The 24,182-nt window shown below is 46.0% G+C and carries 21 protein-coding genes; 5 read left to right on the top strand and 16 right to left on the bottom strand.

Annotated elements, in window-relative coordinates; translation table 11 throughout:
• Nucleotides 1–8: 8 nt before the first annotated feature.
• Both ftsA and IPL83_19930 read right to left on the bottom strand, forming a co-directional pair.
• Nucleotides 9–1,262 (bottom strand): cell division protein FtsA, encoded by a 1,254-nt coding sequence (gene ftsA / locus IPL83_19935; GenBank protein MBK9041394.1) that lies wholly within the window; start codon nucleotides 1,260–1,262, stop codon nucleotides 9–11.
• Nucleotides 1,263–1,401: 139 nt separating this feature from the next.
• Nucleotides 1,402–2,151, bottom strand: a complete 750-nt coding sequence (locus tag IPL83_19930) for an FtsQ-type POTRA domain-containing protein (GenBank protein ID MBK9041393.1) — start codon at nucleotides 2,149–2,151, stop codon at nucleotides 1,402–1,404.
• A 226-nt stretch (nucleotides 2,152–2,377) separates the two neighbouring features.
• Here IPL83_19930 and IPL83_19925 point away from each other — a divergent pair, with 226 nt between their 5' ends.
• The gene (locus IPL83_19925) at nucleotides 2,378–3,280 is read left to right on the top strand and encodes a hypothetical protein (protein MBK9041392.1); all 903 of its coding nucleotides are present in this window, start codon (nucleotides 2,378–2,380) and stop codon (nucleotides 3,278–3,280) included.
• Between the two features lie 84 nt (nucleotides 3,281–3,364).
• Here the strand turns inward: IPL83_19925 and murB are convergent, their stop codons facing one another.
• From murB to rsmH, 12 genes are all read right to left on the bottom strand, one after another.
• Nucleotides 3,365–4,276 (bottom strand): UDP-N-acetylmuramate dehydrogenase, encoded by a 912-nt coding sequence (gene murB, locus IPL83_19920; GenBank protein MBK9041391.1) that lies wholly within the window; start codon nucleotides 4,274–4,276, stop codon nucleotides 3,365–3,367.
• On the bottom strand, nucleotides 4,273–5,658 hold the full coding sequence (locus IPL83_19915) for a UDP-N-acetylmuramate--L-alanine ligase (GenBank protein ID MBK9041390.1): 1,386 nt from the start codon (nucleotides 5,656–5,658) through the stop codon (nucleotides 4,273–4,275). The genes murB and IPL83_19915 overlap by 4 nt, the downstream gene beginning before the upstream one ends.
• A complete protein-coding gene (locus IPL83_19910; GenBank protein MBK9041389.1) occupies nucleotides 5,655–6,383 on the bottom strand; it encodes a hypothetical protein in 729 nt (242 codons plus the stop codon). Before IPL83_19910 ends, IPL83_19915 begins: the two co-directional genes overlap by 4 nt.
• A complete protein-coding gene (locus tag IPL83_19905) occupies nucleotides 6,373–6,777 on the bottom strand; it encodes a glycosyltransferase (GenBank protein ID MBK9041388.1) in 405 nt (134 codons plus the stop codon). The genes IPL83_19910 and IPL83_19905 overlap by 11 nt, the downstream gene beginning before the upstream one ends.
• 17 nt (nucleotides 6,778–6,794) lie before the next feature.
• A complete protein-coding gene (gene ftsW / locus IPL83_19900; protein MBK9041387.1) occupies nucleotides 6,795–7,919 on the bottom strand; it encodes a putative lipid II flippase FtsW in 1,125 nt (374 codons plus the stop codon).
• Nucleotides 7,920–8,018: 99 nt separating this feature from the next.
• Nucleotides 8,019–9,401 (bottom strand): UDP-N-acetylmuramoyl-L-alanine--D-glutamate ligase, encoded by a 1,383-nt coding sequence (gene murD, locus IPL83_19895; GenBank protein MBK9041386.1) that lies wholly within the window; start codon nucleotides 9,399–9,401, stop codon nucleotides 8,019–8,021.
• A gap of 18 nt (nucleotides 9,402–9,419) precedes the next feature.
• Nucleotides 9,420–10,496, bottom strand: coding sequence for a phospho-N-acetylmuramoyl-pentapeptide-transferase (locus IPL83_19890; GenBank protein ID MBK9041385.1), 1,077 nt, complete (start codon nucleotides 10,494–10,496; stop codon nucleotides 9,420–9,422).
• A 26-nt stretch (nucleotides 10,497–10,522) separates the two neighbouring features.
• Nucleotides 10,523–11,944 carry a UDP-N-acetylmuramoyl-tripeptide--D-alanyl-D-alanine ligase gene (locus IPL83_19885; protein MBK9041384.1) on the bottom strand — a complete coding sequence of 474 codons (1,422 nt, stop codon included), beginning with the start codon at nucleotides 11,942–11,944 and terminating at the stop codon, nucleotides 10,523–10,525.
• Nucleotides 11,941–13,431 carry a UDP-N-acetylmuramoyl-L-alanyl-D-glutamate--2,6-diaminopimelate ligase gene (locus tag IPL83_19880; protein MBK9041383.1) on the bottom strand — a complete coding sequence of 497 codons (1,491 nt, stop codon included), beginning with the start codon at nucleotides 13,429–13,431 and terminating at the stop codon, nucleotides 11,941–11,943. The genes IPL83_19885 and IPL83_19880 overlap by 4 nt, the downstream gene beginning before the upstream one ends.
• Nucleotides 13,432–13,472: 41 nt before the next feature.
• On the bottom strand, nucleotides 13,473–15,449 hold the full coding sequence (locus tag IPL83_19875; GenBank protein MBK9041382.1) for a transpeptidase family protein: 1,977 nt from the start codon (nucleotides 15,447–15,449) through the stop codon (nucleotides 13,473–13,475).
• A 15-nt stretch (nucleotides 15,450–15,464) separates the two neighbouring features.
• Nucleotides 15,465–15,764, bottom strand: a complete 300-nt coding sequence (locus IPL83_19870) for a histidine kinase (protein MBK9041381.1) — start codon at nucleotides 15,762–15,764, stop codon at nucleotides 15,465–15,467.
• Nucleotides 15,737–16,687, bottom strand: a complete 951-nt coding sequence (gene rsmH, locus IPL83_19865; GenBank protein MBK9041380.1) for a 16S rRNA (cytosine(1402)-N(4))-methyltransferase RsmH — start codon at nucleotides 16,685–16,687, stop codon at nucleotides 15,737–15,739. Before rsmH ends, IPL83_19870 begins: the two co-directional genes overlap by 28 nt.
• Nucleotides 16,688–16,947: 260 nt before the next feature.
• Here rsmH and IPL83_19860 point away from each other — a divergent pair, with 260 nt between their 5' ends.
• Nucleotides 16,948–17,997 (top strand): zinc ribbon domain-containing protein, encoded by a 1,050-nt coding sequence (locus tag IPL83_19860; protein ID MBK9041379.1) that lies wholly within the window; start codon nucleotides 16,948–16,950, stop codon nucleotides 17,995–17,997.
• 86 nt (nucleotides 17,998–18,083) lie between these two features.
• The gene (hpt, locus tag IPL83_19855) at nucleotides 18,084–18,617 is read left to right on the top strand and encodes a hypoxanthine phosphoribosyltransferase (GenBank protein MBK9041378.1); all 534 of its coding nucleotides are present in this window, start codon (nucleotides 18,084–18,086) and stop codon (nucleotides 18,615–18,617) included.
• Between the two features lie 29 nt (nucleotides 18,618–18,646).
• Here hpt and IPL83_19850 read toward each other — a convergent pair whose 3' ends face one another.
• Both IPL83_19850 and dacB read right to left on the bottom strand, forming a co-directional pair.
• Entirely contained in the window at nucleotides 18,647–20,164 is a 1,518-nt protein-coding gene (locus IPL83_19850; GenBank protein MBK9041377.1) for a transglycosylase SLT domain-containing protein, read from the bottom strand.
• 1 nt (nucleotide 20,165) lies between these two features.
• Nucleotides 20,166–21,608, bottom strand: coding sequence for a D-alanyl-D-alanine carboxypeptidase/D-alanyl-D-alanine-endopeptidase (gene dacB / locus IPL83_19845; GenBank protein MBK9041376.1), 1,443 nt, complete (start codon nucleotides 21,606–21,608; stop codon nucleotides 20,166–20,168).
• Between the two features lie 67 nt (nucleotides 21,609–21,675).
• Here dacB and IPL83_19840 point away from each other — a divergent pair, with 67 nt between their 5' ends.
• Nucleotides 21,676–23,190: an ABC transporter substrate-binding protein gene (locus tag IPL83_19840; GenBank protein ID MBK9041375.1), complete on the top strand. Its 1,515-nt coding sequence runs from the start codon at nucleotides 21,676–21,678 to the stop codon at nucleotides 23,188–23,190.
• Nucleotides 23,191–23,200: 10 nt separating this feature from the next.
• Nucleotides 23,201–24,145, top strand: a complete 945-nt coding sequence (locus IPL83_19835) for a diguanylate cyclase (protein ID MBK9041374.1) — start codon at nucleotides 23,201–23,203, stop codon at nucleotides 24,143–24,145.
• The last annotated feature ends 37 nt before the right edge of the window (nucleotides 24,146–24,182 follow it).

Here is a 24,182-nt window from a genome sequence, read left to right as displayed (position 1 = left end):
GAGCCATCCTAAAAAACGCTCACAAAATAATCTTTAATTTTTCTTGTTACATCCGCGAAAGAAACGTTCGTCTTGACCGCGACCGCCACTTCTGTTGCCTTGTGCTTTTCCTGCCTTAATCCGTAAAGAACAAGACCCACTCCAGTCGCAAAGCTCGCACAACGAACCACATCCGTAAGACCTCCAACTCGATCCGGAGCACCTTTACGAACAGGCACATCGAAAATAAAATCGCCCATTTCTACCAAACCTGGCAATAGGCTTCCTCCTCCGGTGAGAATCAAACCGGACCCTATTTTTTTAAAGAAATCCATTTTAGATAATTCAGTCCGTAACAGTTGCAAAGTTTCCTCAGCTCTGGCTTCGATGACTTCGCACAACTCTCGACGCGGAAGACTTCGAGATTTTCGCCCACCTACGGCCTCCACTTCGATTGCCTCTTCTGCTGGCACCAATTCTGCCAAGGCACAACCATATTTTCTTTTGAGATTTTCAGCACTCATTTGAGTCGTCCGCAAACCCATCGCAACATCATGAGTAAAATTATTACCCCCGACGGGAATCACTGCTGTGTGAGCTACACTACCCTGGACAAAACTGACCATATCACAGGTTCCACCACCAATATCAATGACAGTACATCCAAGGCCCTTTTCATCTTCAGTTGCAACAGCCAGTGCTGAAGCTAACTGTTGCAATACCAAGCCCCGGACCTGAAGCCCCGCCTTTTCAGTACATTTTATTGCGTTTTGAACGGCAGATGCATTGCCAGTAATGATGTGTACAGACGTCTCTAGTCTGACTCCTGACATACCAATAGGATCGCTAATTCCATCTTGGCCATCAATCTTATAATCTTTGGGAAGTACATGGAGAACCTGTCTATCCGTGGGAATTACGATCGCCCTAGCGGCCTCAATCACTCTATCAATATCATCGGCAGTGACCTCGTTGTGTCGTATCGCCACCATTCCACTTGAATCAAAAGATTCAACGTGGGTGCCCCCGATACTCAACCAAACGCCCGGCGAAACTGGCATGCCGGACATCAGCTCTGCTTCTTCACGAGCTTTCTTTATCGCTTCGACAGTCGCCTCAATATTGATAACTATTCCCTGGCGCATACCTGGGTTGGCAGCAACTCCAACTCCAACAATGTCCAACCCGCCAGAAACCCCCACCACGCCAACGACACAAGCCACCTTTGTCGTACCAATATCAAGACCCGTTACCACGTGGCTCTTCTTAGTCACTTTTGCCATAAGTCCTCAATGCTGCGTTCACTCTGTTGCTAAAACCTTCAACTGCCACAGTTAAACAGTGCTACTCCCGCACTAGACTATGTTTATAACACCTGCGACTGTTTGAAAGAAACCCAGACTAATGAATTATTCTCACAAACTAAGGTTGATTACGCAGCCTGACAACAACTTTCTTGGAGAATCTAGCGTCAATGACGCGTCCGTCAATCTGATGTTCGGCAAGATAGTTCAAAACTTGTTCAACGTGACTCAGCTTCATTTTTGGAACGCTCTCCCCAATTAGAACCCGAATCCCTTTTTGTCTTAAAATAAAATAGAATCCCTCCTTGGGGAGAAAGTGTATTTCAGATATTGAGGCAACGCTGATCATCCCCTGTGGGGGAATTTGCGCAATGAGGTGCACAGCTTTGGAACGCATTTCTGATTTCTTGAAAAATTCAGCTCCCCTCAAATAGGGAAGATCGGGAGCATCCTCAGGAGGTAGGTCCGGTAGCAAGCTGGCATCGTTGGCCACTGGATGCACTCTGCCACGGTTATCTACCAGGCCTAACACAGGATCGCGAGGTCGAATTTGTACAAGAATACCATCTGGAAATCGGCGAGAAACAGAGGCGCGCTTCACTCGCGAATCCTTCTCTGCAATAGAACGAAGATCCTGAATGGACACCTCCCACAATTTTTTGCCATTAAATAATTGGTATTTCTTCCTTAAATCTCCCTGAATTCTCTGAAACAGAACGTCCTGACCGCTGATCGGATCCATCTCGATTTCTATTTGCTCAATACCAAACCAAGGCCCCTGGATTGCCCAATAGGTTCCAAATCCCATTGTCGAGGCAATCAAGAATCCTGCTATGCCGCTCAACAACTTTCTCGACCATATAGCCACTAATCCCCCACCCTTGTCTCAAAATGAACCATTGAGAGAATTGTTATCCATTATATGCAATAGGATCCATCACTGGCGATTCATTTTACTGAAACTCGACTTTGATTTACCTAAGAAATCTAATGGGTTCGGAGAAAATAAGGCATTTTTTTAATTTATAACGCAACTGTTCGTTCCCGCTGGGGCTTCACTCCTGTGTCCCTTTACATCTCAAACGGAGGAATTTATGAAAACGGAACATCTGGAAAAATTAAAAATGATCGCGATTGTCGGACTTGCCATATGTATCAATGGATGCGGAAAAAAAATCAACCAAAGTCAACTCGATGAATCCTTTGAGTTGACTGCTGAATCGGCAATTACATCTATCAGTGGATCAGTTGATGACCAAAACGGAATCGGATACACATCCCTTAACTTGCAGCACAAGACCTTTGCTCAATCCATTCAAGAGTCTTTGCTTCCAAAAGCCTTTGCGGCAACTTGTTCGCGGGCCTTCTCTGAATCTTGTGTCAGCGGGTTAAAAACTGCCTCCTATTCGGATTGTGATATCTCCGGTACTGCTTTGAGCATTGATGGCTCTGTCTCGCTTTCCTATTCCGACTCTGGATGTGGCCTCAGTGCTATTGGAGATTCAGTCAACAGAACTTACGACTTTAGAATCATTGGACCTCGCAATGGCGAACTGCGAGTGTTCAGCTCCGCCCATACTGATTACCGTGGAACTTCTATTTCTGGTGGAGGCAAACTCACAAAAACATCAGGAGGCTGGGATCTTGAAATTATCGGAAAAAACAATGAACTGAGTCGCGGAAACAGAGTATTCATGAGTCACTCCATCCGAACTTTAACACCCATCAATATCATTGGAGGTTTAGATCGAGCCAGCCGGCTGGTCAATGGTGGTCAATTAGAAGTCAATCATAACTTGGCAAAATACACCGCTATATTTACGCCAAATAATATCCAATACAGTTCTACTTGCTGCCACCCAATATCCGGAAGTCTAACAGTAAACTACTCTGGTAGTATTTCTTCTTCCGGCTCCATCACTTTCGAGGGCTGCGGCTCCGCCACGATTTCACAGGATGGAAAGGAAAGAGCCATCTCACTCAGTTTCTGCGAATAAATCTATCTCTCTCTTTTACCTGTCAAATCAAAGACTCTGCTCAATAGGAGCAGGGTCTTCCCCTCAAAAGACTCCACAAAACAACTAAGGCCAATTGCCTAAATAAACAACCTCAGTAGATAACAGAACTCCCGTCTTAACCAAAACTCCTTGCCTAACCTCTTGAATGACAGAATGAATATCCTTGGCGTTTGCTCCGCCAATGTTCACGATAAAGTTGGCATGTTTTTCAGAAACTCTGGCGCCGCCAATTGTGAATCCCTTAAACCCGCACTCATCAATTAAGGCTCCGGCTGCCTTTTCACCAGGCGGATTCACAAACACAGAGCCCCCGCTCGGGAGGTCGAGAGGTTGTTTGGAAAGTCTTCTTCGATTCACTTCCTTTACCAACGCGGGAATATTTTCATCGGGCAAATTTGGCCAGGCAATACCAACTCTCGTGATCACTCCAGGCTGCCAACCTGAACTGTGACGATAGGACCAAACAATCTCGCTTGCGGGCTTCGATACTCGCAAGGGCTTGTCTCCTTCCATGCGCATCACTTCAACCCAGTCCACAATCTCACAAAATTCGCGAGGAATCCGCTTTTCACTCACTCCGGCGTTCATCGCAACTCCCCCCCCAACATCTCCAGGAAGACCCGACAAGAACAATGCAGGCGCAAGCTGCCGCTGGAGAAAAAATCTCAAAAGTTGAGACTTATGAGTCCCCGCCATCACGGTTAATCGACAATGGCCTGCGGATTCCTTTGCATCTATTCCTGCGAGAAGTCGCATTGACAAAACCAAACCAGATACGCCATCATCGCTCACCAAAACATTGCTGCCGCCACCTAACACCGTGAGGGCTTGATTTCTTTGATGTGCCCATACCAAAATCCATTCCAACTCTTCGATGCTGCGAGGGGAGCAAAAAAACTCCGCCTTGCCTCCCACTCGCCAGGAAGTGAGGGGGGCTAGCTCAACTCCCTTTGCTATGAGTCCTTCGCTGTTCACGATTTATCACCAAGCAATGATTTGCGAACTCTCTCGCCAAATTTCCACACATCCCCAGCTCCCAAAGTCACAAAGACATCTCCAGGTTTTAGAAAATCGAGTATCTCCCTCTGAGAATCTGCAGAAGTGATGTCAAGACATCTGACATTTACGCTTTCGATCTGTTGAGCCAAAAGATGCGAGGTAATTCCCTCGATCGGCGCTTCTCCAGCCGCGTAGATGTCCGCAAGAAAGAGAGCATCTGCGTCTCGAAAACAAATCAGGAATTGCTCCCAACACAACTGAGTTCGAGAGTAGCGATGGGGTTGAAATAGCACGACAATTCGGCTCTCTGGAAACTTTTCCTTAAATGCTGATAAAACAGCTCGCACTTCTGTCGGATGATGACCGTAATCATCATAAAAAGATATGGAGTTACATTCTCCCATTTTTTGAAATCTTCGATCGACTCCCTGAAAACCACTGATCCCTTTGGCGCACACGTCAAATTCCAAACCCGCAGCTAATCCAGCTAACACAGCCGCCAGAGCATTTAGCGCATTATGACGTCCCGGAATTGGAACGATCAATTTTCCCAGTGCTGCACCTGAAGTTCTCACCACATATTCTCCATTCTCTCCTTCGAGAATGAAATCATTCTCCAAATTAAAACCATAGTGCAAAGTTCTTTTCGGAAAATCAGAAAAAACTTCTCGAATTTTTGGATCGTCTCCACAAAGAATGACAGATCCAAAAAATGGAACTCGCGAAGCAAAATCGAAAAACGCATTTTTTAAACTTCCGAAATCCTTATAGTGATCCAGGTGGTCGTTGTCGATATTAGTGATAATCACAATTTCAGGAGAGAGACGATTAAAACTCCCATCCGACTCATCGGCCTCAGCTATTAAGAACTCTCCCTGCCCCAGCTGGGCCGTCGATTTAATGACATCAAGGCGTCCCCCCACCACGATGGTAGGATCGACCTTTGCTGCCAAAAAAACAGAGGCCGTCATGCTCGTGGTCGTCGTCTTTCCGTGAGTGCCAGCGATAGCGATGCCTCGCTTCAGGCGCATCATCTCGGCGAGAGCCTCAGCTCTTGGGATAAGTGGAATGCCCCTGCGTCGCGCCTCGCGGTACTCTGGATTATGGGACTTAACTGCGCTCGAATAAACCACAACTTCGGAATCGCCAACTTGCTCGGGCCGCTGTCCAATAAAAATCAAGACACCCATTTCCCGCAGGCGAATCGTTTGGCTGTTCTCAGCCGAATCACTGCCCGATACTCGTGCCCCCATATTATGAAGGAGCTCAGCCAAACCGCACATACCTATCCCGCCAACACCGATAAAATGCACTTTGGCATTGGTCAATTTTTGAGAACGAATTCGAATTTCATTCATTGTAGTTTCCCTGAAATTTCCTTGATAAGAATTTGAGCAATTTCATCGGCCGCATGAGCGTGATAAAGCCTTCCCATGTTTCTTGATAATTCTGTGCATTTTTGGGGGTTGGCCCTTAGTTCTAATAGCAACTCACGAAAGCATTCCGGACTAAAGTCGCGCTGAAGGATCATTACCGCCGCTCCCTTGTTAACGGCGGCTTCAGCATTTCGCTGCTGGTGATTATCAGCAGCGAACGGAAAAGGAATGAGTACGGCCGCCTTCTCGGCTGCCGCCAACTCTGAAATTGTACTGGCTCCGGCGCGACATACAATCAAATCCGCCCACCTGTATTCCTTAAATATCTCCGGGAGGTATTCCCTCACGCTAACCCTCGCGCCCTTGGCTCGATAGCGTTCTTTGATGGAGGAATAATCCAGCGATCCCGTCTGGTGAATAAAGTCAAAATCTCGTAACCACTCTTCTCCTGAAGTCAATGCTTCGCAAACGGTATTGTTGATACCTCTCGCTCCCTGACTACCCCCAAAGATGAGAATTTTCATTGGACTGGAGGAATTTTGAGAACTCACTGTTTCAGATACAAAATCCCTGAGATTTTCAATTTCCTGCCGAATAGGAAGACCAACAATCTGAACCCTCCTCATTTTTCTTTCGAAAATTCCCTTTGCCTCTTCGAAGACCACCAAGGCAAGCCCAACCCAATTCACCAACAATCTATTGGCCATTCCTGGAAAAGCATTTGGCTCCCATATGACAGTGCGAAAACCAAGTAAAGCTCCCGTAAATAGAATCGGGGCAGAAACAAAACCCCCAACTCCAACAATAATGAGTGGCCGATGTTTGAGTAAAAGAAAAAGGCTGACAATGAACGAAATAGGCAAACTGACCAATGTTCTCAAAGCGTTCGGCAAGGCTCACATTGTGGTTGAGTTTTCCAATGGGAACCAAATGAAGAGGAAACCCATGTTCGGGAATGATCTTGGATTCAAGTCCACCCCGAGAACCCACAAAATGAATCTGAAGATCAGGAGCCATTCCTCTCAAACTGTGGGCGATAGCCAGCGCCGGATAAATGTGACCACCAGTGCCGCCTCCCGCAATAAAAACTGCTTTTCTCATATAATCAAAAGTGATCCCTAAGCTTGCAGATGAGAAAGAACGCCAAATCTAAGCCTCTTGTTCATTCTGTCGATGTTTAGTAGCCAACCAAAGCCAAGACAAGTTGTCACCAGGGAACTTCCCCCATAACTCAGGAATGGCAGTGTAAGACCCTTCGTCGGCAAGAGTCCAAGCACCACTCCCACATTAATAAATACCGACAAGCCAAAAATCAAAATCCAACCCAAAGCCGCCGCTCTAGAAAATGAGTCCTGGGCTCTGACAGAAATCTGAATCCCCTTAAAAACCAAAACGCCATATAAAAGAAGAACAGCAACAAAGCCCACGTAACCTGTTTCTTCTCCCAAAACGGCAAGGGTAAAATCTGTGTGAGCCTCAGGGAGAAAAAAAAGCTTTCCTTGTCCCTGGCCCAAACCCTCCCCCCAGAGTCCACCATTGGAAAAGGCCAGCATGCTCTGAATAACCTGAAAGCCCTTTTGCGATGGATCTGACCAAGGATCTAAAAAAGCGCGAATTCTCGCCGCTCGGTAAGGTACCTGAAGAACTAAAAAATAAAAAGCGGGAAGAATCAAGCTGAGGCCCGCAATGATGTATCTCCACCTCAGTCCAAAGGCAAACAGCATAAGGAAAATCACAGCCATGCAAATCGCAAACGTACCAAAATCAGGTTGCCTCAATAACAACAGAAGCGGAACTCCCAGAAATAGATACCGCAATAGCCACTGGCTTCCAGTCAGAGATTTTTGAGATCGAGAGATAAACGTGGCCATCAAAAAGGGGAGCAGGAGTTTTATAACTTCGGCCGGCTCAAATCTCTGGTCAAAGGGAAGTCTCACCCAACGCTGCGCGCCCCCAGCCTTGATTCCAAATTCGGGAACAAACGTAAGAACCAAAGAAAAAATAGCTGCCAACCAAAATAAGGCAGACCATTTTCGTAACCACTGGAGTGGCATTTTAAATCCAACAAAGATTGCAAGGACTCCAAGCAGTGAAAACAGCAACTGCCGTCGAAAAATATACAGTCCGTCGCCATGTTTCTCCATCGCAAAAATAAACGACGCACTGTAAATTTGAACTAAACCTAGCCCAAGAAAGAAAAAAACAATGAGCAAGATTCCTTTGTCAATTTCCCATTTTGCCACACCCACCCCCAGTGGAGTCTAGCACAATCCCAAACAATCTCGTAGCTCCTCAGAGATAAATCCGGACAACCCCAACCCCATGGCATAAGAAAATTAGGCCTAACGAAACTTATTCACCAGCTCCTTAAAATAATTTCCACGCTCAACGTAGCTATCAAAAATATCAAAACTCGACGCACCAGGAGACAGTAGGACTGTGTCGCCAATTCTAGACTTTTGGTACGCGATCAACACAGCTTCCTCAAAAGTTCCAATCAAGAAAGTTTCAGTGAAATCACCGACGTCGCGATTGATCCGCTCCTTGGCCTCGCCAACCAAAATCAAAGTCTTAACCGATCGCTTGATACGGTCTTTCAAAGGCAAATAATTGAGATTTGTGTCTTTACCGCCCATTATTAAAATCACGTTCTCATCAAAAGCGTCTAGGGCTCGCATGACTGCATGAACATTTGTCGCCTTTGAGTCATTATAAAATTCGACACCTCCCACCCGTCGCACATACTCAAGACGATGAGGCATACCCGGAAAATCATCAATCACTCTCTGGATGGCCTCATGAACGGCTCCGTGTTCGCGCGCAACAAGAATGGCCGCCATGACGTTTTCATAATTGTGCTTGCCACGAATCTTAGCACTTCCAACACTGTAATACTCAATCTCTGGCCCAGTTCTGACTCGAATTTGATCTTTGATCAATACTGCTCCACCAATGTTCATAATTTGAGGTTCAAGGGTCGGTCTACGAGAGAAATAAAATATCCGACCCCTCTGCACAGCCGGATCACGGGCCAGTTCTACGACAGCATTGTCATCGGCATTCAGCACGCTGGTCGTTGATTGATTCGTATTAAGGAAAATCCTTCGCTTGGCGTTCACGTACTCTTCCATGCTTCGATAACGATCTAAATGGTTTTCTGCCAAATTCATAAACACGATATTGGTAGGATTAAAATTTTCAACGTGCTCAAGCTGAAAACTACTGACCTCTGCAATGACAACCGGCGCTTTTTCCCCCGAGCGAAGATACTCACTCAACGGCGAACCATAATTTCCACCCACCCAAGCATTGACTCCTGAACGTTTCAAAAAAAGCTCAACCAGATGAGTGGTCGTCGTCTTTCCGTTCGTCCCGGTTATCGCAATAATTGGCTCCTTAATGAGTTGAGCACAAAACTCGAACTCACCTGACACCTTAACTCCGTGACTTCGAGCGTAATCAAAAATCTTCAGATGAGGTGGAACCCCCGGACTGAGAACAATGAGGTCCTGCTGCAAAAAAGTCTTGGGCGTGTGGCCACCCAAATCATAATTGATCTGTAGCCCAGCCAATTTCTCGAGATGATTCGAAAGTTCCGCCTTAGACTTGTGATCACTCACGGTAACATCAGCTCCCTTTTCTACTAAAAGGTGTGCCAGAGAAACGCCAGTCCTGGCCAATCCAACGATCAATATGCGTTTGTCCTTCAACTCAGAAAGTTCCATTGATTTAATCCTTCCTTATTATCGCAACTTGAGGGTGCTGAGACTCAGCACCGCTAAGAGAATAGAAATAATCCAAAATCGGACGATAATTTTTGTTTCGTCCAATCCCTTTAATTCAAAATGATGGTGAATGGGAGCCATTCTGAAAACTCGTTTGCCAGTTAATTTAAACGAGGCCACTTGGGTAATAACTGATAGGGCTTCCACAACAAAAACTCCACCCAAAAGAACCAGGAGCAATTCGTTCTTCGTCAAAACTGCCATTATTCCCAAAAACCCTCCCAGAGACAGACTCCCCACATCCCCCATAAAAACTTGAGCCGGAAAGGTGTTAAACCAGAGAAACGCAAGACCCGCGGCCACGACGGCAGCTGCCAATATCGTCAACTCGCCGGCGCCTTGAACGTAAGGAATCGCTAAGTAGTGGGCGATCTCAGCATGTCCTGAAACATAGGCAAAAATCATAAAGGTACCGGCACAAACAATAACAGGAAATATGGCCAAACCATCTAGACCGTCAGTCAAATTGACGGCATTCGCACACCCAACAATCACCAGACTCGCAAAAAGGACATATCCCCATCCTAAATCAATATTAATGAACTTCAAAAATGGAACTGAAAGCACGGAGGAAAGACTTCCGTTCCAAACCAAAAAAGCCACCATCAAAATAGAAATTCCAAACTCTAACAACAATCGGATCCGGCCCGACAAACCCTTTGAATTCTTTTTTGAAACTTTTAAAAAATCATCACGGTAGCCAATAGCTCCAAAGCTAAAAGTGACGAAAATGACCGCCCAAGCCATAGGATTAAAAACGTCCACCCACAAAAGAAATGAGGACAATAATCCCATTAAAATGAGTCCCCCCCCCATAGTGGGAGTGCCCGCCTTTTTTTTATGGGATTGAGGGCCGTCCTCACGAATATTTTGTCCCAACTGCCGACGCAGCAAGTGACGAATAAAAAATGGACCCAATATCCAGCAAAGAAAAAACGCCGTAAAAAAAGAAATGAAGGTCCGAAAGGTAATGTATCGAAAAACGTTGAAGGCCGAAACCGATACAGACGCCTCATGAAGCAAACGATATAACATTTAGTTTCCGCAATTAAAGGTTGTGTCTACCCGTCAAAGTCGACGGGATTCCAAACCCGCAAAACTTGTTCCAGCCTCATGCCTCTTGAACCTTTTAAGGCGACAATATCTGACTCGTTTAACACAGAGCCTAGTTTAGATGCAAGGTCTACTTTGTAACCATCTGATAGGATTAAGTTTTTAGTAAAGCTGCTGAGGCCGATACCGCGCTCAAAATCAACCTGGTGGGGTCCCATAAACCAAATGGTTGAGGCTCCTGCATTTCCAGCCCGCCGTCCCAACTCCTCATGAAAACGCGAAGAATCGGCCCCTAGCTCGAGCATTTCTCCGAGCACCAATATTTTCTCTCCCTCACATGACACTTCAGAAAAATTACTTAACAGGGCCGCCATGCTCTCAGGGTTTGCATTGTAAGCATCGAATAACACCCGGGTGCCCGATCGCAAACGCACCAGGTGATTCCGACCCCAAGAGGTCTTCAAACCTGCCAGTGCCTGCCAAATAGTACCTGGCTCCATCTCCAGACTAAGAGCCAAGGCCGCCGCTGCCATGGCATTCTCCACATTGTGACGACCAAAAATCGGAATAGAGACCTCTCCCATTTGCTTTCCTATGTGCCCATTGACCCTAATGAAATCAAGGCCCACTTCAACAACCTTCAGGTGGACATCTCCTTGATCAGAATAGGTGAAGATTTTCTTTCTTCCGTTCGAACTTCTCTCAAGGCTCATCGCGGCCGCTTCATACATTTTCCTCGTGAAGGAATTGGCCAGATTATAAATTTGAATTGAATCTGGACAAGTTCTGTAAATTTCCCATTTTGCTTCAGCAACGGCCTCTTGCGATCCAAGTTCGCCGATATGGGCACTCCCAACGTTTGTCACCAGGGTGATATCTGGCTCTGCAATTCGACAAAGCTCTGATATCTCACCAGAGTGATTCATGCCCATCTCGATGACTGCAACTTCGTGGTCTGGGTGAATCCCCAAAAGAGTGATCGGAACTCCCCAATGGTTGTTGTAGCTGCCCTGACTAAAATGCGTCTTATATTTTTTCTCTAAAATACTTGCGGCAAATTCCTTTGTTGTCGTCTTTCCTGATGATCCCGTGATCGCGACGATCTTGGCCTTGTTTTTTCGACGCCAATACTGACCTAAACTCTGCAAGGCTTCTAAAGTGTCGGAGACTTCAATCAAGGTCATCTGTGACTTCAGTTTTTCCATCTCCGGAAATGACCTGTCAAAAAGAGCCCCCTTCGCCCCCCTCTCAAACGCGACACGAACAAATTCATGGGCATCAAAACGATCTCCGCGGAGCGGGATAAAGAGCTGTCCAGAAAGATCTGTGCGAGTGTCCGTTCCGACCCCGTTCCAAATGGTCTCATGTTGAGATAAGAGCTTGCCTCCGGTTACTTTCAAGATTTCATCAATTTTGACTTCCCATTTCATTTTAAAAACTCCCCAGCAACCAAAGTATCAGAAAAAAAGATCTGCCCCGTATTTAAAATTTGATAATTCTCATGGCCCTTTCCAGCAATAAGCACCACATCTCCAGGCTGAGCAGACAAGATGGCCATCTTGATTGCCTCCCTCCGATCCGCTTCAACAACGACCTTGTCCTTGAGTACGGGTTTGGGTGTCTCAGAGATGATTTCAGAAATAATCCTCTCCGGATCTTCGCTTCGCGGATTATCCGAAGTCACGTAGACACGGTCAGAGCCATTCAAAGCCACTCGCATCATCAAAGGCCTCTTGCCTCTGTCTCTATCGCCACCACAGCCAAATACGGTGATGATTCGAACCGGCAGTTGACCCTCGCGCCGAATTTCATTTAGTCCCTCAAGAACAAACCTCAAGGCATCATCTGTGTGCGCATAATCAACGAACACGTGAATTGCACTGTTTGGATCACCCACTCTTTCCATTCGACCACGAATGCCACAAAATCCAGCCAAAGCTGTACGACAGGTTTCAGCTCCAGCGCCAGCAGCCATCCCAACAGCAAAGGCCGCCGTCGCATTGTAGACATTATGAATACCTATCAGTGGAATTTCTATCCTGACCACTCCACCAAGGTATTTCAATCGATAGCTCGTTCCAGAAAAATCGGCCTTTTCTACCTGAAAGGAAAAATCCGCTTCCCCTTGGCCATAAGTCCAATTCACCGACCGACTCGATAGCTGAAGTTTCTTTCCGTAAGGATCATTGGAATTGATGATCGCAAAAACCGGGGATTTCGTAGAGCGGGAAAGGATCTCATCAAAAAGCCGTTGCTTTGCAATAAAATAGTTCTCCATTGTTTCATGATAGTCGAGATGGTCTCGGGTTAAATTGGTAAAAACAACACAGTCGAATGGTATCGCATCAACACGAAATTGAGAAAGGGCATGACTTGAAACTTCAAAAATGGCGGCTCTGGCCCCAAGAGAGTTAAACTCTGAAAGTCTCCTCTGCAAATCAATTGCGTCAGGCGTTGTCATCTGAGTTTCCCAGGTGTGAGTGCCAACATGGTGATCGATCGTACCCATGACCCCCGTCGTCCACCCATAGCGATTCAGAATGGCTTCCGTCAAAAGAGTTGTACTCGTTTTTCCGTTTGTTCCCGTCACTCCCACGCAAAAAAGATTCTGGGCCGGATTTCCGAAGAATCGGCTTGCTAAAATATCGAGAGCTCTCCGAGAGTCTTCCACGACAACCACAGCACCGCGGTAATCAAGGGGCACCTTTGCTTCATTTTCAACTACCAATCCAATCGCCCCCCCTGCGCAGGCCTGAGAAATATAATCATGCCCATCCAAGGCCTGACCCCGAATGGCAACGTACAAGGAACCTGCCTTCATGGACCGAGTGTCTCGGCAAACAGAAGTGACCTCAGCCAGAGGATCATCTCCCCATTTCAGTTGAGAATAGACGGACAATAACTGGGCTAACTTCAAATGCCCCCCCTTTGTGATTATCCCGATCCAATTTGATTGGACTACAAATCAAGGCTATCTGCTGGTTTTAGCAAAATTTGGATTGACTGACCAGAGCTCAGAATACTGCCTGGGGCCGGAACTGATGATACAACAACTCCAGAGCCGCGCATTCGAAACTTGATTTCCGTGCCTCTCAGTCTTCTCACGACTTCTCGATAAGTCAGGCCTCTCAAATCAGGTACTTTGCCTTCAGCTTCCATGCGCTTAGATTCATGCACTGACTCCAAGGCTCGGCGCATGAGGTCCTCTGAGCCAACAATCTCAGGTTTCCGCCTGATGATATCGCCTTCAGACAGAAGTACGGGAGCCAAACCCCACCTCCTGACAGCAAAGGCTCCAAGACGCGAAAAAACAGGCGCCGCAACCTGAGACCCATAATATTTTACGCGGGGATTGTCGACTGCAATGTAAATGACAAACCGTGGATCATTTGCTGGAACAAAGCCTGCAAAGCTCGAGATATAGGCCCCAGCCTTGTATCCTCCCAAATCAAAATCTACCTTCTGTGCAGTACCAGTCTTTCCTGCGACCGGAAAACCTTTGATTCGTGACAGGCTCCCCGTTCCGGTCGCCGATGTCGCGTTCGTTAACATGAGTGTGAGAGTTGCTGCATGATCTTGTGAAATAACTCGACGCTCCAGTCTGCTCTCTTCCTTGTCTTCCACTTTTAAATCATCAGAAAAAACCCGTTTCACAAGCCGAGGCTGACGCCAAATTCCGCCATTTGCAATCGCAGCATAGGCCGTTGCAAGCTGCAGTGGACTTGCAGTCATTCCCTGACCAAAAGAAATATTTGCCAATAAATGCTTATTCCAGGACTCGTTGCGCAAGACTCCTGTCGTCTCTCCCATAAAATCCACTTGAGTCCGTTGGCCGAATCCAAAGTCCGTCAGTATTTCTCGCAATCGTTCCTCACCCAACATAAAAGCCAATTTGGCAGTTCCCACGTTCGAAGAATAGGCAAGAACCTCATTCATTGATAAAACTCCAAACTCATGGTCCGCTTCGGCTTCACGAATAATGCGTTTGTTCACCTCCAAGCGGCCACCCTGGCAATCGATAGCCGTATTTGGTTGCGCCACCCCATATTTCAAAGCAGCTGCCATAACAAATGTTTTCACGGTCGAACCAGGCTCAAATGCGTCAACAATTGCCCGATTGCGCCGAACCGACTGAGGATAGCTCCTCGCCGAATTCAAATCAAAACTCGGAACCTGACCAAGAGCCAAAATATCTGAAGTTCTCGCATCGAGAATAACACCAACAGCTGAGTCTGCTTGATATTTCTCCACTGTAGATTCTAGTTCTTGCTCCAACATAAACTGGAGTTGATTATCAAGGGTGAGTTCTAAGCTAAAACCATCGGGAACCTGTGAATAAAAGTTTCCACCCTCAATCAAGGGCCTTCCTCTCGCATCTCGAGGAAGATGAATCCGTATTTGTCGACCATGAAGGTGTTTTTCATAGTGACTCTCCAATCCCTCCAATCCCTGTCCATCAGTTCCAACAAAACCCAAGGTAGCTGCTGCCAAAGAGTTATTTGGATAAATGCGTTTGGGCTCTTCAATGAATCCCAAACCACGAATCTCCCATTTAGCGATTTCATCTCTCTGTTCTTTAGATAAATAGCGCTTGATCCATAAAAAACGCCGGTTCTTCGCCGATAGTCTTTTGATTATTTGATGACTGTCTGCCTGTAAGAACCGACCCAGTCGCCGACCAACGGCTCTTGGGTTTTCAATTATTTTCGGATCCACGAAGAGCGAGTGAGAGGAAACTGTCACAGCCAACTCTCGGCCCTCACGATCATAGATGGCCCCCCGTCTCGATCTCAGAGTGAGCATAGTTTCAAATTGTCTCTTTTTGAGCTCCTTTAGTCTTGGATCTGCAACCAATTGCAGATAACTCCCCCTCAAAACCAAACCGCCCCACAGCATCAGAAACAACATAAAAATCAAAGCAATTCGTGACTTCATTTTACTTCCACCGTTTTATTGGGGCAAAGCAATCTGAGAACCCATCATTTGAATAATTTGGCCAACCTTTGCATCATTCAAAGTGTATTTTGAAATGGCGATTCTCTTGACACGATCTGGTCGCGTAATTTGAGCGTATTGCATGACGAGCAGACGATGGCGATCTCGCAGAACCTTGTAATTCCGAGACACAGCAAAAACCGAATATCCCATTCTACGCACTTCCATCTTTAAAAAAACGAGCGTAAAAAGGGTGGAGATAATAAGAACTATACTCAAAAATGGCTTCAATTCACCCGCTTGTCCCCGATCCATGTTTTAAACCCCTTCTCCTTTTTTTCTCTTTGGCCCCTCTGAAAAACTCGAAGCTTTGCACTGCGAGCCCTTGGATTATCCTTCGCTTCGACACGGTCTGCCTGTATGACCTTTTTATTTACCAGGAAGCCCTTATCTAAGTGCTCTTTAAATGAATATTTAACGATTCGATCTTCAAGCGAATGAAATGTGATAACAAGAAGTCGACCCTGGTCAGCCAAACACTCAATCATAGGCAAAATGACCTCTCTCACCACTTCAATTTCGCGATTCACAGCCAATCGCAATGCAAGAAAATATTGCGTCGCTGGATGGCACCCCTTTTTCCTCCATCCCTCACATTTTTCAATCAAAGCAGAAAGTTCACCTGTTGTTCGAAATAATCGGTTACGACGAGCAGCTATAATTGCTTCAACGACTCTGCCTGGTCGGTGCAATTCACCAAGGGAGCGAAACAATTCTTTCAGGTCATCGGCATCCCAGTTATTAATAATATCAGCGGCTGTTAGCTCGCTTCGTTGGTCCATTCGCATATCAAGAGGACCATCATGATAAAAACTAAAACCCCTCTCGCCACGATCAAGCTGGGGCGAACTCACTCCGAGATCTAACAAAATCAAATCAAAACCGCTGCCGCCATGGAATATTTCTGCAGCTGCCTTCCAATCCAATAGAGATGCAAAATTGGAACGCATTAAAGCGAGTCTCCCAGATTTGATTTCTGCAGCAAAGTGGCTTTCACCAAACTCAATGGCGTCCGCATCTTGATCAATTGCAAAGACCTTCAGAAACGGAAACAACTTCAGGCAAGCCTGAGTATGCCCACCACGACCAAAAGTTCCATCAAGCATAAACCGCGGGGAAGCGCCAAGCTCTCCCGCCATTTTAAGAACAGCTTCGAGTAAGACGGGTACATGTTCCATAATGAACAGATCTCCAGACAAAGCTGGCCTTGATATTGGCCAACTGAGAGGAAAGCCCATCCATGGGCCTTCAGGGTAAAACAGAAACAGGCAATACCACCCATGTTCCACTTCTTACCACCTTCATCCACTTTAGCAGAGAGCGGTTACGCGTCAAGATGGGGCAAATCCATTTGGGCTCTCTGTCCAGGCGTGTTAGCATCAAGCTGCGCGGCTGAGGACAGAGGGCCTGCAGACCAAAGATTGGTCTTGATCATCACATGGAGGTTAATGGACGAATGATGCAGGAATGCCCTCGATGTGGTTTTCTTCAACCACGAGATCGTTACTGTGCCTATTGTGGTTTAGATATCGAGAGTTTCTTGACTAAACCTCAGCCGTGGTATCGGCGAGTGCTCTTAAACACCGCATTTCAGGTGGGTGTTCTGGGTATCACAATCTGCAGTACTTTCGGGTATATCTATTGGCAGCAAAAGGGACTCCCCTCCTTCTCCGAGGTTTTACTCAGAGCGCAGCAGCAGCATTTTCTTCCCGAGCCCGCCACAACCGCAACCACTATCGCCACCAATACAGACGACCCGGCTTTTGACCAGGATTTCGATGAAGATAGGAATGGTTGGGAGAGAGTTCCAAGCTCGCAAAGAGAAGAAGTTGGCCAGGAAAGTTCCAGCCTTCTAAACTTGCAAGACACAGGCAACAGCACAGACCTCCCAAACGAGAAAGCTGTCGGAGGAGAAATAGAAAAACCAAAAACCTCCCCACCTGCTAAGCTGTTCCTTCGATTTGCCGAAATTCCGCGCGAATTTCTTGCACAAATATTTTCCGAATCTCAGATCATACAGGAATCTCAGCAGATCCAAGCTGTTAGACATTCGACAAGTCAATCTATCGAAGAAGTTTTGAAGAAAAATCCTAGAAGTATCCTCTTGCCAGGCAAAAAGGACGCCGTCTTTTTAGAAGGACGTTTGCAAATGATCCTGGGCCAAACGCCGCCACCTGGCTCCAACGAGCTTCTCAACTTCAACTTTGAAATTCAAGTGTCCAGTTTATCACCTCTCGAAATGGTCCTAGAAACAGAAGGAAGCCTGTTTATTAAGGGAACCTCCCCTGAACAAACAGTGCACCTCAACCTCGCCGGTTCGTATCCAATCAGTGTCGGATCTATCCTGATCCTCACTGGATTTATCCCTCATCGTCCCTTCAATGAAAAGGATCTGGGAGGCTTTCGGGAGACGCCCCTCGTGATTTTGATTTCACCAGAGTTTCAAGCAAATGAATCAGAATTTGCCATCTTATTGCAGGCAAAATGAGATTTTAAGGCTGAAATCGGTGGAAACTTGAAATTCAAAGGAGATGATGGCAGTATCTGGGCTCTTTAAACAAAAGGGAGTTCCCTATGTCGTCACAACTCAAATTGACTGAGCTCATCTCCGAAGAGAGGCTCCAAAAAAAAATCAAAGAAATGGGAAAAATCCTAAGCGAAAAATTCATGGGAGAGCCCCTCGTCGCCATTTGCATTCTTAAGGGATCTTTTATGTTTTACGCCGATTTGGTGAGAGAGATTGATACTGATATGGTGTGTGAGTTTTTTGGCGTATCTAGTTACCTTAACGCTTCCAGGTCTTCCGGTGAAGTCCAACTGACTCTCGACCTAAACACCCCAATTGAGGGCAAACACGTTCTGCTCATCGAGGACATTGTAGATACAGGACTGACTATGTCTTATCTTCAAAAGAATCTCAGTGCCCGAAAGCCAAGAAGCCTCACCACGGCCACTCTCTTGCTCAAACCAGGATGCCTGAAAGTCGATTGTCCGGTTGATCATGTTGGATTCGAGGTTTCCGACGAATTCGTTGTTGGATATGGCCTTGATTACCAGGGGTACTTCCGCAATATCCCCTATATTGCGCAAGTCGAGGGACTCATCTAGTCTCGTCGGAGCATTCTTTTTTGATTGTGTCATTTTTCGGGAATGCTAATTTTTACTCCGGGTCGAAGTAACCGCGGATTCCCGATGTCATTGAGCTCAAGAATATCCTGTACACTCACATTAAACTGCCGAGCAATTTCACTCAAAGTATCTCCCCTCTCCACACGGTATTCCGCTTCTAGTTTTTGTTCTGTTTTCTCTCCCTTCTGCAAAGCTTGGATTTTAAATTCCTTTGATTTTTGAACAAATAGTTCTTTCATGCCTTGTGGAATTCGAATACTTGTACCTTCTCGAAGAGTTCGATTGCCCCGCCAAACACTTGAATGCAAATGTGGATTTGACTCTTGGGCCTTTTGCTCATCCCCACTAAAGAATTCTATTAGATTTTTAGTAAAGATACTCCGATCCAGCTTCAACAACTCCGTCTTCAGGGTCGGCATCCAAATGGGATTTGAAAAGAATGCCTTCGCATTCTTTTCTACCACAAGAGCAGCAAGAAAGCTGGCATAGAAGTTCGCCGAAGCGAAGCCAAATCGGCCCTTTCTCACATCGATCAATTCGACAATATTTGTCGTACTGAACTTCTGAGAGAGCCGGCGTACTCCTGCCGGTCCATGATTATAAGCCGTAACGGCGAGTGGCCACGACTCCAACATATTGTAATTAAAGCGAAGCAATCTGGCAGCAGCGCGAGTGGCGATAAGGGGATCATTTCGCTCATCAACAAAAGCATTCACTTTCAAATACTGCCTACCAGTGTACCGCATAAATTGCCAGATCCCCGAGGCTCCGACTCTCGATCTCGCCTTGATATTAAAACTGCTTTCAACAAATGGAAGACGAGTCAATTCTATCGGCAGTTTTTCATCTCGAAAGATTTGTTCCATTTCTTCTAGGTATTTTCCAGAATAATGAATTCCTTGCTCAAATCTATCCTTCTGCCCTAGTTGAAATCGGAGGCGTCCCTCTCGCCCGGCTTCTACAAACTTTCCGTTCCCCTCGATAGAGGCAAATAGGTTCCAGTATCGCAGGTCCTCACCTTCAAGCCCCTCTGAATTTTTTATCTTTTGCAAACGAGCCAGTCTCTCTCGAATCGCCTTTTTTGCTTCATCTACACGTTTTTTTCTTGCGCGCGTTTTCTGATGAAGACTCAAATCCGGTTGTGACATTAAGTCCGAGAAATCAACCGATTCATACACAATATTAATATATTGACTGTCGTGCAGAAGTCCCTGATCCGTCGTGTACTTAGAATAGATGTCAACCCAAAATGAAACTCGTGACTCCATTCCTGCCGGGATTCCGAATGCGTCAGGAGAATAGCCCAAAGCATCGGACTGCAAATCGTACTTAGGAGGAGTCCAGGGGCGATCTCCAGCCATAGATTTTAACCCCTCCATATCACTCATTACAACCGGAGTTTCCTCATCGAGGGTTCCCCCAATCAGAGCTTTGTGATAGCTTCCAACAAATGCTATTGGCGACAATGATATCCAAAGCGACAGGTAGCGCCTAAAAAATCCATTTCTCATTCTCGTATTTTCCATTCTAGAGGAATAGCTCCATGATGAGGGAATCAAAAAAACGCTTTGCCACATCCATCTTGTTAGCAGAGCCATTAAATAAAAAAACAAAAGTGATCACTCCTCCATCTGCTCTCCCAGCATATCCAGAAAGCCCTATGGTCCCAGTGAGCATTCCCGTTTTAGCTCTGACCCAACCTTTCGCTTCTGATCCTTTCATTCTCGACTTCAAGGTTCCGTCAACTCCCAAAATAGGAAGTGAAGAGACAAATTCCGGAAAAACGGTAAAATTTTTGCGTAAGTCTTCGAGAATCCGAAGGAGCTGGTGGGCCGTAACACGGTTGCGACGCGAAAGGCCTGAAGGGCTGGTCAGAGAAAAGCTATCAGACTTAAAACCCTTTTCGTTCATGTAGTCAGAAAGCACTTTGATCCCGTTCTCCATGGTGCCGGGAATTCCAACCAACTCAGCAGCGAGATTCTTAGTTAACATCTCAGCAACGTAGTTGTTTGAAAACTTCATCATGTCAGTCACAATAGCACCGATCGGCTTGCTTTCAATTTTTGCCAAACGAACGACACCCGTAGAAGGGATCTTTCCCTCTCGAACTTGACCCTTGACCGATATTCCCCTGCTGAGCAAAAAGGAACGTAAATTAAATGCCGACCAAATTTCAGGCTGCAAAACTCCCTTATATATAACGACCTCATCCCCTCCCACTGGAATTTTTCCAGAGACAACAATTGTATCACTTTTCGTGCCATTTGGTTTCCGACTCACTTGCAGATCTTTTTTAGAACGAGGCCCACTCGTGTGAGCTTCATTAATAAGGCGAATGTATTCATTCTCGGGATCCGCATATACAAAAGGCTTATCCCCTTCCTTTTTTCCAGGTCGAACATAGATATTAACCGAATTCCAATTGAACGACATGGCCCCAATCGGAGCGTCATAGGCTCGATCTACTCTCTCAGGATCTCGACCTGAATCAAAACGCTCCTTATCAAAGCGACTGTCATCGACAACCAAGTCGCCTTCAATAGTTTTGATTCCGGTACGGACAAATTCATTCACCAATGCCCACATTGATTCTGACACAAAGCCTGGGTCTCCTCCCCCTTTCAAAAAGAGGTCTCCTTTAAGAAGCGGACCTTCATTTGCCTTTGAAGACACCAGCTCCGTTACAAACCGGTGTCCCGTCGGGTATTTCTCCAAAGCCATCGCAGCAGTGAGTATCTTGGTTACAGATGCAGGAATAAATTTCTGGTCCGCATTGATTGACAAAATCTCCTCAGCTTTACCCTCAGAATGAAGCATGACGACAAGTGCTAACTCATCTTTATTCAAATTTGACTGACTCAGACTTCGATTGAGTCGACCGGACAATTCAGTGCCTAACGCTACAGTCCAAAAAAAACTGAAGCAAAGAAGATACGCACTCAAGCCCAGTTGCCAGATATTGGTCGCCATATTACCCTTCAAAATGACGTGTGGTTGATTTGTCTAGCATACCAACCGACCGTCAGATGGGAAGCGAATGCAGCGCATAATTTTGTCAACTCTATTTTTGTTTGTCGTATGTTTACTGGGAGCCTCATGCACCAAGGACCTAAGTGCAGATCCTGACGCCATCGTGGTGGCCCTTTCCTCCGCGCCTGCAACTCTGGATCCGCGATTTGCGACGGATGCCAATGGAATGAGGATTGCGGGCCTCCTATTTAATTCTCTCGTGAAAATTGGGCCCGAACTCGACGTTGTGGGAGATGCAGCCGAATCTTGGGAGTACCAGGACAAAATATACCAATTCCGCCTTCGTCAAGGATTGAAGTTCAGCAATGGCCGAGCGGTCACTCCCGAAGACATTCGATTTACCTTCTCTGAATACCAAAGTTCGATCAGCCCCTTTCGTACAGCCCTGACATCTGTCAAGTCTGTTGATGTGAGCGAGGATGGCCGCGGTCTCCTCGTAAAAATCATACTCAATGAATTTTCGGCAAAGTTCTTGGCCTCAGATCTTCCGGCCATCAAAATTCTTCCAAAAGCTGAAATCCTCGAACACGGAGCCGAATTCAACCAATATCTCATTGGAACAGGAAGCTTCAAGTTTGAGACTCAAACTGCAAATGAAATTGTCCTTAGCGGCAGATTTGATCACAACTTTGCGCCTCCAAAAATGAAAAGAGTCGTTTTCAAGATTATTCGCGATGACTTTACACGATATCAAAAGGCAATCAAAGGCTCTGTTGATATTGCGCAAGCCGAAATTCCACTCAACAAAATAAAGGATTTTTCAGACAAGCCCGATGAATTTCAAGTTTTTAGATATCCTGGGTTGTCTATGAGTTATATCTTAATTAATTTTGAAGATCCCATACTTAAGGAAAAGTCGCTAAGAGCAGCTCTCGCTCAAGGAATCAACCGAGAGGAAATCATCAAATACAAGCTCGAAGGGTTTGCCAGACCGGCAACTTCCATTCTTACTCCCAACAACCCCTTTTTTGACAAATCTCTGACGAACTTTTCATTTGATGCCTCAAAAGCGAAGGGTTTGATTGCTAAACTGGGACTACCAGGAAAAGAGATTGTTCTTAAAACATCAAACACCCAAAGTGCTGTCGACAACGGAAAGATTATTGCTAATCAACTGAGTCTGATTGGGCTGAAAGTTAAGCTTGAGAGTTTCGAATGGGGAACATTTTATGAGGACGTTCAAAAGGGCAAGTTTCAGATGGCCACGCTTCGCTGGATAGGCGCTCTCGATCCCGACATCTATCGTCTCGCCTTTCATAGTTCAGAAAAGCCCCCAGGTCGTAATCGCGGACGTTATTCAAATCCAAATCTCGACCGAATTTTAGAACAGGGTCTGAAGGAATCAGACAAGACCAAGCGAATCGCAATATATCAGAAAGTCCAGAAAATCATAAATGATGACCTCGCAATCATTCCTCTCTGGTACGATGAACAGGTGTCAATTGTGCATCGCCGAGTCAAAAATTACCAACCTCATCTGGGAGGGGACTTCAGTCCACTGATTCAGGTGAGTAAAAAATAGTGGGATCGTTTTGATTGTAAACCTGCCAAAGAAACCAAAGATCCTCTGTATCGATGATGAACCGGATGTTCTCAAGGCTTTGACCCGGACATTGCGAACTGATTTTGAAGTCTTGACGGCAGAATCAGCAGAAGAAGGACTTGGGATTCTGGACAAAAATGGAGACATCTCTGTACTCTTGAGTGACTTTAACCTAAAAGGGCTTTCCGGCGGAGATTTCTTGCGAATCGCCAGAAATAAAGCGCCCAACGCTGTGCGAGCGCTATTGAGCGGACACATCGATCTGAAACAAATGTCTGACTCAATCAATCGTGCCGAAATCCACCGATTAATTCTGAAGCCCTGGGACAACGACTATCTCATTATTCAAATGAAAGAAGCCCTCTTTGCTCACAGCATCTTGTTGGAAAAGGATCTCTTGCGTCAGCTTGCAATCACAGATCCTGTCACTGGCCTTACAAATCACAGGTACTTCCAGGAAACTCTCCAGCGAGAATGGCTCCACTCAAAATCAAAAAACTTTTCCTCCCCCCTCAGTTTATTCATGATAGATATCGACAACTTCAAATCCTGCAACGACCGGTACGGCCATTTGGCTGGAGACCAAATGCTTGCGGAGATTGCTGATCGTATGAATGCGACAAAAAGAGGAAATGAGTCGTTGAGTCGATATGGAGGAGAGGAATTCGCACTCCTTCTACCTAACACTGAGTCCACTGATGCTCATTCCAGAGCTGACTCTCTCCGACAACAAATCGCTTCCTCACCCGTCTCCCTAGACAAAGGCATCAATCATGTTTTGACCGTAAGCATCGGAGTGGCTACCCAAACCAAAAGACAGGAATTTTCTCATCCGGCAGACCTTATTGCTGCGGCAGATACCGCCCTCTATCAGGCAAAAAAATTCGGTCGAAATTGCACTGCTGTCGCAACCTCGACTCACGACCGGAACTAGAAGTTTCGATGAATCATCTTTTAAATTTCCTCATCCA

This window comes from Bdellovibrionales bacterium, assembly GCA_016716765.1.
In the GTDB taxonomy this organism is placed as follows: Bacteria; Bdellovibrionota; Bdellovibrionia; order Bdellovibrionales; family UBA1609; genus JADJVA01.
The sequence above is the reverse complement of the archived record's forward strand: the minus strand, read 5'-3'. Positions and strand labels throughout refer to the sequence as shown.

Coding starts and splice junctions, on each gene's coding strand:
- ftsA (MBK9041394.1), bottom strand. CDS start 1,262: ATGGCAAAAGTGACTAAGAAGAGCCACGTGGTAACGGGTCTTGATATT.
- IPL83_19925 (MBK9041392.1), top strand. CDS start 2,378: ATGAAAACGGAACATCTGGAAAAATTAAAAATGATCGCGATTGTCGGA.
- IPL83_19915 (MBK9041390.1), bottom strand. CDS start 5,658: ATGAATGAAATTCGAATTCGTTCTCAAAAATTGACCAATGCCAAAGTG.
- IPL83_19910 (MBK9041389.1), bottom strand. CDS start 6,383: ATGGCCAATAGATTGTTGGTGAATTGGGTTGGGCTTGCCTTGGTGGTC.
- IPL83_19905 (MBK9041388.1), bottom strand. CDS start 6,777: ATGAGAAAAGCAGTTTTTATTGCGGGAGGCGGCACTGGTGGTCACATT.
- murD (MBK9041386.1), bottom strand. CDS start 9,401: ATGGAACTTTCTGAGTTGAAGGACAAACGCATATTGATCGTTGGATTG.
- IPL83_19890 (MBK9041385.1), bottom strand. CDS start 10,496: ATGTTATATCGTTTGCTTCATGAGGCGTCTGTATCGGTTTCGGCCTTC.
- IPL83_19885 (MBK9041384.1), bottom strand. CDS start 11,944: ATGAAATGGGAAGTCAAAATTGATGAAATCTTGAAAGTAACCGGAGGC.
- IPL83_19875 (MBK9041382.1), bottom strand. CDS start 15,449: ATGAAGTCACGAATTGCTTTGATTTTTATGTTGTTTCTGATGCTGTGG.
- IPL83_19870 (MBK9041381.1), bottom strand. CDS start 15,764: ATGGATCGGGGACAAGCGGGTGAATTGAAGCCATTTTTGAGTATAGTT.
- rsmH (MBK9041380.1), bottom strand. CDS start 16,687: ATGGAACATGTACCCGTCTTACTCGAAGCTGTTCTTAAAATGGCGGGA.
- IPL83_19860 (MBK9041379.1), top strand. CDS start 16,948: ATGGAGGTTAATGGACGAATGATGCAGGAATGCCCTCGATGTGGTTTT.
- hpt (MBK9041378.1), top strand. CDS start 18,084: ATGTCGTCACAACTCAAATTGACTGAGCTCATCTCCGAAGAGAGGCTC.
- IPL83_19850 (MBK9041377.1), bottom strand. CDS start 20,164: ATGGAAAATACGAGAATGAGAAATGGATTTTTTAGGCGCTACCTGTCG.
- dacB (MBK9041376.1), bottom strand. CDS start 21,608: ATGGCGACCAATATCTGGCAACTGGGCTTGAGTGCGTATCTTCTTTGC.
- IPL83_19840 (MBK9041375.1), top strand. CDS start 21,676: ATGCAGCGCATAATTTTGTCAACTCTATTTTTGTTTGTCGTATGTTTA.